Origin of the sequence: Hyalangium sp., from assembly GCF_035629615.1 — a bacterium.
Taxonomy (GTDB): domain Bacteria; phylum Myxococcota; class Myxococcia; order Myxococcales; family Myxococcaceae; genus Hyalangium.
The window spans coordinates 1-9,294 of record NZ_DASPHO010000290.1 but is presented as its reverse complement, the minus strand read 5'-3'; the positions used below and the strand labels follow the sequence as shown (position 1 = coordinate 9,294).

Below are 9,294 nucleotides of genomic sequence, written 5' to 3'. Positions count from 1 at the left end.
ATCCCGAACACGGAAGTTAAGCCCTCCAGAGCCGATGGTACTCCGCGGGAAACCGCGTGGGAGAGTAGGTCGCTGCCGGATTTTTTTCTCATGCGCCCCTGGCGCCCTTCACTGGGCCCCAGGGGCGTTTTTTTTTGCTCGTTTTTTGCTCCAGGTCGCGCTCGGGGAGCCGCCAGGCGGGCCCCAGAATGCGTCCAAGCCTGTGGATTCTCTAGACAATTTGGGCGTGCACCTCTGTTTGACTGACCGTCCGTGCTCCTCTAAAGTCCTTAGGCTCCGCCCGGCATACTTCCGCCTTCGACGGCACTGTTGCCGCCCGGGCTGTGGCGACTCCACGAGATGAAGCGGCCTACCACATTCGGCAAGTACCTCCTCCTCGAGCGCATCAACGTCGGCGGCATGGCCGAAGTGTTCATCGCCAAGGCCTTCGGCGTGGAGGGCTTCGAGCGCTTCCTGGCCATCAAGAAGATCCTCCCGACGATGGCCGAGGACCAGGAGTTCATCACGATGTTCGTCGATGAAGCGCGGATCAGCGTGCAGCTGAACCACGCCAACATCGTGCACATCCACGATCTCGGGAGGTACGAGGAGGCCTACTACATCGCGATGGAGTACGTCGCGGGCAGGGACCTGCGCACCATCCTGGAGCGCTACCGGCGGCGCAAGGAGATCATGCCGACGGCCCAGGCCGTCTTTGTCTCGTCGAAGATGTGCGAGGGGCTCGATTACGCGCACCGCAAAAAGGACGCGCGCGGGCAGGACCTGTCCATCATCCACCGCGACGTGTCGCCGCAGAACATCCTCGTCTCGTACGAAGGCGAGGTGAAGATCATCGACTTCGGCATCGCCAAGGCGGCCAACCGCGCGCAGAAGACGCAGGCCGGCATTCTCAAGGGCAAGTTTGGCTACATGAGCCCGGAGCAGGTCCGGGGGATGCCCATCGATCGCCGCAGCGACATCTTCGCGGTGGGCGTCATCCTCTACGAGATGCTCACCGGCGAGAAGCTCTTCGTCGGCGAGTCGGACTTCTCCACGCTGGAGAAGGTGCGCAACGCCGAGGTGCCGCTGCCCCGCCAGTTCAACCCGAACGTCCCGGCGGGGCTGGAGAAGGTGGTCCTCAAGGCGCTCGCGCGTGAGCCCGAGGAGCGGTACCAGTGGGCGTCGGACCTGCAGGAGGACTTGATGAAGTTCCTCCTCGCGGGGGATGCCATCTACTCCGGCAAGCACCTGGCCTCCTTCATGAAAGAGGCCTTCGCCGAGGACATGATGCGCGAAGCCGAGAAGATGGAGCGCTTCGCGGGCATCGAGAAGCCGGACCAGCTCGAGACTTCGGGCGCCAGCGCCATGCCCTCGCCGCCGTCGCGAGCGTCGCGCAAGCCTTCCATGGTGACACCGGTGGGTCCGCCGCCTCCTCCTCCCATGTCGCGCTCGGAGAAACTTGCCCCTCCACCCCTCGTCCCGCCTCCCACGGCCGAAGAGCTTGCCGAGATGGATGGGGCCGGGGACAAGACGCAGATCGTCGACTCGGCCCTGGCCCTCAGTGGTCTCGGCGAGAGCGTGCTCTTCGACGACAGCTCGACGGGCAAGAACTCCAACCCGCTCGATGACAGCTCCACAGGCCGGACGGAGAACCCGCTCGACGAGAGCAGCGATACGATCGACGGTTCGATGCCCAGCCCGTTCGCCAGCGATGCCACCATGGCGGCACCGCGGCCGACGGGCTCGATGCAGGCCGTTCGTGGCAAAAGCAAGAGTGGCTCCAAGCCTCAGGTCGTCATCGGCGACGGAGAGCCGGCGAACTACGCCAACGCGACGGTGATCGGTCCACCGCCCACGTCCCGCCCCTCCAAGCCTTCCGAGGAGGAAGAGGAGGAGCAGCAGGAGGAGTCGACCGACAGCGGGATGGTCGCGCCGGCTCGCCCCGGGAAGGGGCGTTCCCAGCGACGCGAGGAGGACGAGCAGTCGAATCCGCGCGCCAGGTCCTTGGAAGAGGATGCTCCGGACACGGAGAAGGCGCCCGTTCCGTCCAAGAAGAAGGCCGTCGCCAAGCCCGGCAAGACGGCGAAGCCCACTCCGAGTGGCCCGCGCAAGCCGGTCAACCCCAAGGTCTTCATCATCGCTGCAGCCGCCGTGCTGTTGCTCGGTGTCATTGGAACCGTGGTGGCGGTCGCTTCCGGGGGCAGCTCGGGCGGTGTCATGTTCACCGTGGAGCCCCCCACCGCCAAGGTGGTGCTTCGCGTCGATGGCCAGGCTGTCACGCCGAACACCGTCATCGAGCTCGAGCCAGGGCCACACCGGGTGGTCGCGGCGGCGGACGGGTTCGCGCCGCTTGAGCAGACGGTGAACGTCATCGAGAGCAAGAATCCCATGCCCGTCACGCTGAAGCTCAAGGCCGAGGGCGGCGGTGACACGGCGGAGGCCCCGCAGGACAAGCCGCCCACCGAGCCCGACCCCAAGCCCGAAGGTGTCGTGGACGGATCGCAGGACGCTCCGCCGCCCAAGCCTACCCAGCCGGAGAAGCCGAAGACGTTCGTCGCAGTCTTCGTGGGTGAGTCCGGCGCTGACATCCAGGTGGATGGCAAGCCGGTGGGTCAGACGCCCAACGCGAAGGTCCCGGACCTGGCGATCGGGAAGACCTACAAGTTCGTGGCCAAGCGCACCGGGTACAAGCCGTTCTCGGGGCAGTTCGCGTCCGACGGCAGCCCCGAAGTGAAGGTTCAGTTCGCACTCGAGAAGGAAGAGCCCAAGCCGCCCCCCACCCAGCAGACCAAGCCCCCTCCCGATCCTAAGCCCGAGCGTATCAAGCCCGTGGCACAGACCCCTGTGGCCAAGGGGAAGTTCGCCGCCAGCACCAAGCCCGCTGGGGCCCAGATCTGGGTGGACGGCAGGTACTCGGGCCGGGATACCCCCGTGGCCATCGGCAACCCGCTGCTCCTGCCCGTGGGCAGCCGCAAGATCGTCTTCAAGCTCAACGGCAAGCAGACCAAGCCTCAGAGCGTCACGATCACCGACTCCGAGGTTGCCAAGTTGATCAATGTGCCTGTGGAGTGAGCGGGCATGTGTCTCCTTCCTCGAATGTTCGATAAGGAGGGCCACCGCCGCGGGACTGCTCTCGCGGGTCGGAGCTTCACGGTAAGGTGACGCGCCATGCAAACGAAGCCCACTCGCGGTCCGGCTGAGTCCGGCCCCGCCCCGCAGCCCATCTCCTATCCCACCCGCCGGGAGTTCCTGGAGCCTGACTGGCGGCGCATCCCTGCCTACAAGGGCGCCACCTCAGAGGAGTGGGAGAGCGCGCTCTGGCAGCGCAAGCACACCATCAAGAACCTCCGCGAGCTGAAGGCCGCTCTAGGCCCGCTGCTCCCGGATGACCTGGCCGAGAGCATCGAGCGCGATCAGAAGGAGCGGGCGACCATGTCGCTGCTGCTCCCGCCGCAGATGCTCAACACCATGAACCTGGAGGACCTCTGGAGCGATCCGGTGCGCCGCTACATGCTGCCGGCGTTCGCGGACCGGCGCATCGACTGGGCCAACCACCCCAAGGCCAGCCGCGACAGCCTCCATGAGGCGGAGATGTGGGTAGTTGAGGGCCTCACCCACCGCTATCCCACCAAGGTGCTGGCGGAGATGCTGCCCACCTGCCCCCAGTACTGCGGCCACTGCACCCGCATGGATTTGGTGGGCAATGACGTGCCCCAGGTCCCCAAGCACAAGTTCTCCATCGGGCCCAAGGAACGCTACGAGCAGATGCTGGAGTACCTGCGCCGCACGCCCACCGTGCGCGACGTGGTGGTGTCCGGCGGCGACATCGCCAACCTGCCCATTCAGCAGCTCGAGCCGTTCGTCAGCTCGCTCATGGATATCCCCAACATCCGGGACATCCGTCTGGCCAGCAAGGGCCTCATGGGCATCCCCCAGCACTTCCTCCAGGACAGCGTTCTTCAGGGGCTGGATCGGCTGGCGAAGAAGGCCGTCGAGCGGGGCGTGGATCTGGCGCTCCATACCCACGTCAACCACGCCCAGCAGCTCACGCCGCTGGTTGGCAAGGCCGTGCGCAAGCTCATCGACATGGGCTTCCGAGATGTGCGCAACCAGGGCGTCCTGCTGCGCGGCGTGAATGACAGCGCCCACGCCCTGCTGGACCTGTGCTTCACGCTGCTCGACCACGCGAAGATCCTGCCGTACTACTTCTACATGTGCGACATGATCCCCAACTCGGAGCACTGGCGGCTGTCCGTCGCTCAGGCCCAGAAGCTCCAGCACGACATCATGGGGTACATGCCCGGCTTCGCCACGCCGCGCATCGTCTGTGACGTGCCCTTCGTCGGCAAGCGCTGGGTCCACCAGGTCGCCGAGTACGACAAGGAGAAGGGCATCTCCTACTGGACCAAGAACTACCGCACCGGCATCGAGGCAAACGATCCCGAGGCGCTCACCCGCAAGTACGAGTACTACGATCCCATCGACACCCTGCCGGAGTCCGGCCAGGCGTGGTGGCGGGACCAGCTCAAGGCGGCTTGATGGACTCGTCCGCCCAGCCGGGTGCGGTGTCGGCGGTGAGCCCGTCCAAGTCTCGGGCGGGCCGCCCTCCCGCAAGTGCCGAGGGCCGACGGCGGTTGTTTCCTCAGGCCACCGAGGCCGAGTGGAACGACTGGCGCTGGCAGCAGCGCCACGCCGTCCGCAGCCTCGAGCAGCTCGAGAAGTACCTGCCGCTGACGCCCGATGAGCGCGCTGGCGTCCAGGAGACGGCCGCGCTCTTCCGCGTCGGCATCAGCCCGTACTACCTGTCGCTCGTCGACCCGGAGCACCCGTTCTGCCCCGTGCGCATGCAGTCCATCCCCGTGCGCGCCGAGGCCCGCATCCGCCCCGGGGAGCTGGCCGATCCGCTCGGCGAGGACAAGACCCGGCCCGAGGAGGCCATCGTCCACAAGTACCCGGATCGGGTGCTCTTCCTCGCGCTCGATACGTGCTCTGTCTACTGCCGGCACTGCACCCGCCGCCGCATCACCAAGGGCGGCGAGGCCGAGCTCAGCAAGGAGCAGCTGCGCCGCGGCATCGAGTACATCCGCCAGCACCCAGAGGTGCGGGACGTGCTCATCTCCGGGGGCGATCCGTTCCTCCTCAGCGACACGCGGCTCGAGGAGCTGCTCGCGCCGCTCCATGAGATCCCTCATGTGGAGATGATCCGCATCGGGACACGCGTGCCCGTGTGCCTGCCCATGCGCGTCACCGACTCGCTCGCGCGCACGCTGCGGCGCTACGCCCCCGTCTATGTGGTGACGCACTTCAACCACCCCAAAGAAGTCACTCCCGAGGCCAGCGAGGCCTGTGAGCGCCTGGTGGATCATGGCGTCCCCGTGGAGAACCAGGCCGTGCTCTTGCGCCGGCTCAACTCGGATGCGCGCATCATCCAGGAGCTGAACCACGCGCTGCTGCGCAGCCGCGTCCGGCCGTACTACCTCCACCAGATGGACGTCGCGGAGGGGTGCGAGCACCTGCGGACGCCCATCGCCAAGGGTGTGGAGATCCTCCAGCAGCTCCGGGGCCACACCACCGGACTCGCCGTGCCGCACCTCGCCGTGGATCTGCCCGGCGGCGGCGGCAAGGTGACGCTCCAGCCGGACTATGTGGTGGAGCGCAGCGCGCGCGAGACGATCTTCCGCAACTACAAGGGTGAGGAGTACGCCTACCCCGAGCCGGAGGAGACGGATTGCTCCTGCCCGTATGACGCGATCTGGCGGGCGAAGCCTCGCTGAGCAGGAGCGGCTACTTGCCCCGGCCCCTGGGCGCAGGCGCTGCCGGGGCCTCCTCTGTGGCTCCCTCCAGGCCGTCTCCGACGGGTGCCTCTTCCAGGCCTACCTCGCCCGGCGGTAGGCCCTCCTCCACCACGGACGCCGCGCCCTCCGCTGACTCCAGCTCCACCGGGCTGTCCTCGCTGATGCCGTGCTGGATGGGGATGTCCTCAGGGGCGTGGGCCTCCTCTCCCGTCTTCTTCTTCGCCGCCGCTTCCCGGGCCGCCTGGGCCGCCTTCTCCTCGGCCTCCAGCTTCTTCTCCGCCTGCTCGACGGCCTCGCGCTCCTCCGGCTTCATTCGGGCTGTGTGGCGCGCGTACTCCTTGTCCGACACCCCATGCTTCTCCAGCACGCTCATGCCCGCTGTCTGCTGATCCCTCGCGGCCTGACGGCGCTCCTCGTTGCTCATCTCCGAAGGCTTCCGGTTGCCGTACGCCGCATCCACCTTGGCCTGGGCGGCCTGCTCGTCACGGCGGATGGCCGCAATCTTTTCGGGCGTGAGCTCCTGCGCCAGTGCCAGCCCTGGCACGGCGAGCCAGGAAGCGACCAGCAGCACGGACATTCGGCGGGACATGACGGCTCCTCGAGGGTTGCCCGAATCTAGGGGGGGGAGGGGGACCCGGGCAATCCGCCCGTTGGCCGACCCCTTGCCCCTCAGCCGCCGCTCTGGCACCGGGTGCAGCCCCCGTTGGCCTGGGCGCACTGCTCCCGGGCCTGGACGCAGCGCGGTGGCAGATCCGTCCGGTCTGGGTTCGCCTCCACCCGCCCACACAGCTCCTCGCCCACCTCGCAGGTCTGCCGGGCCACCGCGCACCGCTCCGAGCAGGACAGTGACTCGGACTGCTCCTTCACCCGCAGCTCCTCGAGTCGGGCCGTGGCGGAGTCGATCTGGGAGTCGTCGGAGCCAGCCACCCTCTCCACCTGCTTGGGACAGCCAGCGAGGACCAGGGCCAACAGGGCAAGGCAAGGAGCGCGCATGGCCTTCCCTTATGCGCCGTCCCACCTTCGCGTCCAGCGCTCAGGGCGCCGGCGGGCGCTTCAAGTAGAAGTATGCCGCCAGCGCCAGCAGCAGCCCCACCGCGAGGCGCCGGATGAGCTCCTCCCGCTTGCGGTGGGGTGAGGCTGCCTCCAGGCGCTCGATGGCGGCGAGAGCGGCTTCCACCTCCTTGCCCACCGTCTGGAGCCGACGGCAGAGCGCCACCGTGTCCTGGAGCCCCGGACTCACAGACGCCGTCTCCCGCTCCAGCGCAGCCGAGAGCTGCCGGGCCCAGGCCTCCTCCTCGTCGTCGCTCGCAGGCGGACGCGGACTGCCTCCCGCTGCCGTGGTGAGCTCCAGGGCCGCCCGCAGCAGGTGGATCGAGATCGCCTCCAGCCTCACTCCATAGAAGGCGGCGCACGCCTCGAGCGAGGCTCCCTGCACCAGTCGCCGCCGGAGCAGGGCAGTCTGGCGGGGAGGCTGGTTCCGCAGCTCCACAGCGAGGGCGGCCGGCGCGAGCTGCGAGGGATTGAAGGCAGGGGGCATGGCGCGTCAGTTTCCTTCATTCGCTGGCCATTTTCTTGAGTGGTGATCACGGCCTCCTACACTGCAGGGAGCCATGTTGCGCCCTGTTGCACTCCTCCTGCTCCTCCTCCTCGCGGCTCCTCCCTCATTTGCGGTGGAGACGATGCGCATCGCCATGAGCGAGGTGCGAGCGGAGGTCCAGGTGAGTGGCCGGGGGCTGGCGCTCGGGATGGACTCCGAGGAGGCCACCTTCCACTCCCTCGGCAAGAGCCGCGTCACGGTGCGGCGGCGCGGGCGGAGGTTGGAGGTCAACGGCGCGCCCATCGTCGGCGAGGCCGCACGCTTCCGCGCCGGGTGGGCGCCCGATGACGGGGGTGTCCCTGGCAATGAGCCGCTGCGCGCCGGGGACATGCAGGTCCGCGGGGACGTAGTGGTGAGGCTGTACAAGGACGGACTGCAGCTCATCAACGTCATCCCCCTGGAGGAGTATCTGGCGGCGGTGCTCGGCAGTGAGATGCCCGTCTCCTTTCCCTCGGAGGCGCTCAAGGCCCAGGCCGTCGCCGCCCGGACCTACGCCCTCCAGAAGAAGCTCGAGGCCTACGGGAGCGCCTTCTACATGGGCAGCAGCGTGCTCCATCAGGTGTATGGCGGCGTCACCAGCGAGGATCCACGGACCCGCGCCGCCGTCGCCGCCACCCGAGGCGAGGTGCTCACCTACGAGCTTGCTCCCATCGAGGCCTACTTCCATGCCTCCTGTGGCGGGCGCACCGAGTCCGGCTTGGCCGCCCTCCAGCGAGATCTGCCCTACCTCCAGCCGGTCGACTGTCCCTGTGGGAAGCTCGCTGCCAGCCGCTGGTCTGCCTCCGTCAGCGAGGCAGAGCTCCGGGAGGCGCTCAACGGCTCTGCCGAGGGGCTGCGCATCTCCGGGCGAACCCGGACGCACCGTGTCACCCGCATGAGCAACTCGGATGGGGTCTCCGTGGATGGGGCCCGCTTCCGGCAGAGGCTGGGCTACACGAAGCTCAAGAGCCTGGACTTCGAGGTGGAGAAGACGGCCCACGGCTACCTCTTCACCGGGCGTGGCTATGGCCACGGGGCCGGGCTGTGCCAGTGGGGCGCCAAGGCGCTCGCGGACGGGGGCTGGAGCTACAAGGACATCCTCTCGCACTACTACCCGGAGGCCGAGCTCCAGCAGCTCTACTGAGTTCGGTTCCGAGGCGGCACCGAGGCTGGTACAAGCGCCCCGTGCCGTCCCACCTCTCCGACTACGACTTCGAGCTGCCCGAGGCGCAGATCGCCCAGCAGCCGCTGGGTGCTCGTGACGCGTCGCGGCTGATGACCGTGAGCCGGTCCACTGGCGCGTGGGAGCACCGCCGCTTCGCGGACCTGCCCGGGCTGCTCCGGGCGGGCGATGTGCTGGTCCTCAATGATGCGCGCGTCATCCCCGCCCGGCTGCTGGGCGCCAAGGCGGGCACGGGCGGCCGGGTGGAACTGCTCGTGGTCCGCCCCTCCGCCTCCACGCTCACCTCGGCCGCGCTCGCCCAGGCGCCCGAGGCCAGCGACTGGATCTGCCTCGGACAGGCCTCCAAGGGCCTCAAGCCCGGGGCGCGCGTGGACTTCCCCAGCGGGCTGACGGCCGAGGTGCTCGAGGCGCTCGGCGGAGGGGAGTACCGGGTCCGCTTCCATGCGCCCCCGGGGGCCTCCTTCCAGGAACTGCTGGAGCAGGCGGGCAAGCTGCCCCTTCCGCCCTACATCACCCGCGAGCCGGACGCCGCGGACGCCGAGCGTTACCAGACCGTGTATGCCCGCTCCTCCGGTTCGGTGGCGGCGCCGACGGCGGGGCTGCACTTCACAGAGGCCTCCTTCGCGGCCCTGGAGGCTCGTGGCGTGAAGCGTGTGACGGTGACGCTCGACGTGGGGCCAGGCACCTTCCTCCCTGTGCGCGAGGAGGACCTGGATCGGCACAAGATGCACCCGGAGCGCTACGGCGTCCCCGAGGAGACG

The 9,294-nt window shown here is 68.2% G+C and carries 8 protein-coding genes and 1 rRNA gene; 6 read left to right on the top strand and 3 right to left on the bottom strand.

The annotated features are described in order from the left end of the window. From rrf to VD972_RS14675, 4 genes are all read left to right on the top strand, one after another. A 5S ribosomal RNA gene (gene rrf, locus VD972_RS14690) occupies window positions 1–81 on the top strand; the annotation flags it as partial. Window positions 82–339: 258 nt separating this feature from the next. Continuing rightward, complete coding sequence (locus VD972_RS14685; RefSeq protein ID WP_324987055.1) at window positions 340–3,051, top strand: serine/threonine protein kinase; 2,712 nt, start codon at window positions 340–342, stop codon at window positions 3,049–3,051. Between the two features lie 96 nt (window positions 3,052–3,147). Then, complete coding sequence (locus VD972_RS14680; RefSeq protein WP_324987052.1) at window positions 3,148–4,518, top strand: lysine 2,3-aminomutase; 1,371 nt, start codon at window positions 3,148–3,150, stop codon at window positions 4,516–4,518. After that, window positions 4,518–5,753 (top strand): KamA family radical SAM protein, encoded by a 1,236-nt coding sequence (locus VD972_RS14675; RefSeq protein ID WP_324987049.1) that lies wholly within the window; start codon window positions 4,518–4,520, stop codon window positions 5,751–5,753. The genes VD972_RS14680 and VD972_RS14675 overlap by 1 nt, the downstream gene beginning before the upstream one ends. Before the next feature lie 10 nt (window positions 5,754–5,763). On the opposite strand, the gene VD972_RS14670 is transcribed toward VD972_RS14675, so the two are convergent. From VD972_RS14670 to VD972_RS14660, 3 genes are all read right to left on the bottom strand, one after another. Next, window positions 5,764–6,363: a hypothetical protein gene (locus tag VD972_RS14670; protein WP_324987047.1), complete on the bottom strand. Its 600-nt coding sequence runs from the start codon at window positions 6,361–6,363 to the stop codon at window positions 5,764–5,766. A gap of 80 nt (window positions 6,364–6,443) precedes the next feature. After that, window positions 6,444–6,767 (bottom strand): hypothetical protein, encoded by a 324-nt coding sequence (locus VD972_RS14665; protein ID WP_324987044.1) that lies wholly within the window; start codon window positions 6,765–6,767, stop codon window positions 6,444–6,446. A gap of 40 nt (window positions 6,768–6,807) precedes the next feature. Further along, window positions 6,808–7,311 (bottom strand): hypothetical protein, encoded by a 504-nt coding sequence (locus VD972_RS14660; RefSeq protein ID WP_324987041.1) that lies wholly within the window; start codon window positions 7,309–7,311, stop codon window positions 6,808–6,810. Between the two features lie 73 nt (window positions 7,312–7,384). Between VD972_RS14660 and VD972_RS14655 the strand changes: the two genes are divergently transcribed. Together VD972_RS14655 and VD972_RS14650 are read left to right on the top strand one after the other, a co-directional pair. Then, entirely contained in the window at window positions 7,385–8,494 is a 1,110-nt protein-coding gene (locus tag VD972_RS14655) for a SpoIID/LytB domain-containing protein (RefSeq protein ID WP_324987038.1), read from the top strand. A 41-nt stretch (window positions 8,495–8,535) separates the two neighbouring features. Next, on the top strand, window positions 8,536–9,294 hold a 759-nt coding region (locus VD972_RS14650; RefSeq protein ID WP_324987035.1), incomplete at its 3' end, for an S-adenosylmethionine:tRNA ribosyltransferase-isomerase.

Bases quoted from the DNA above. Each gene is read 5' to 3' on its own strand.
- VD972_RS14660 (WP_324987041.1), bottom strand. From the start codon at position 7,311: ATGCCCCCTGCCTTCAATCCCTCGCAGCTCGCGCCGGCCGCCCTCGCT.
- VD972_RS14670 (WP_324987047.1), bottom strand. From the start codon at position 6,363: ATGTCCCGCCGAATGTCCGTGCTGCTGGTCGCTTCCTGGCTCGCCGTG.
- VD972_RS14685 (WP_324987055.1), top strand. From the start codon at position 340: ATGAAGCGGCCTACCACATTCGGCAAGTACCTCCTCCTCGAGCGCATC.
- VD972_RS14675 (WP_324987049.1), top strand. From the start codon at position 4,518: ATGGACTCGTCCGCCCAGCCGGGTGCGGTGTCGGCGGTGAGCCCGTCC.
- VD972_RS14680 (WP_324987052.1), top strand. From the start codon at position 3,148: ATGCAAACGAAGCCCACTCGCGGTCCGGCTGAGTCCGGCCCCGCCCCG.
- VD972_RS14655 (WP_324987038.1), top strand. From the start codon at position 7,385: ATGTTGCGCCCTGTTGCACTCCTCCTGCTCCTCCTCCTCGCGGCTCCT.
- VD972_RS14665 (WP_324987044.1), bottom strand. From the start codon at position 6,767: ATGCGCGCTCCTTGCCTTGCCCTGTTGGCCCTGGTCCTCGCTGGCTGT.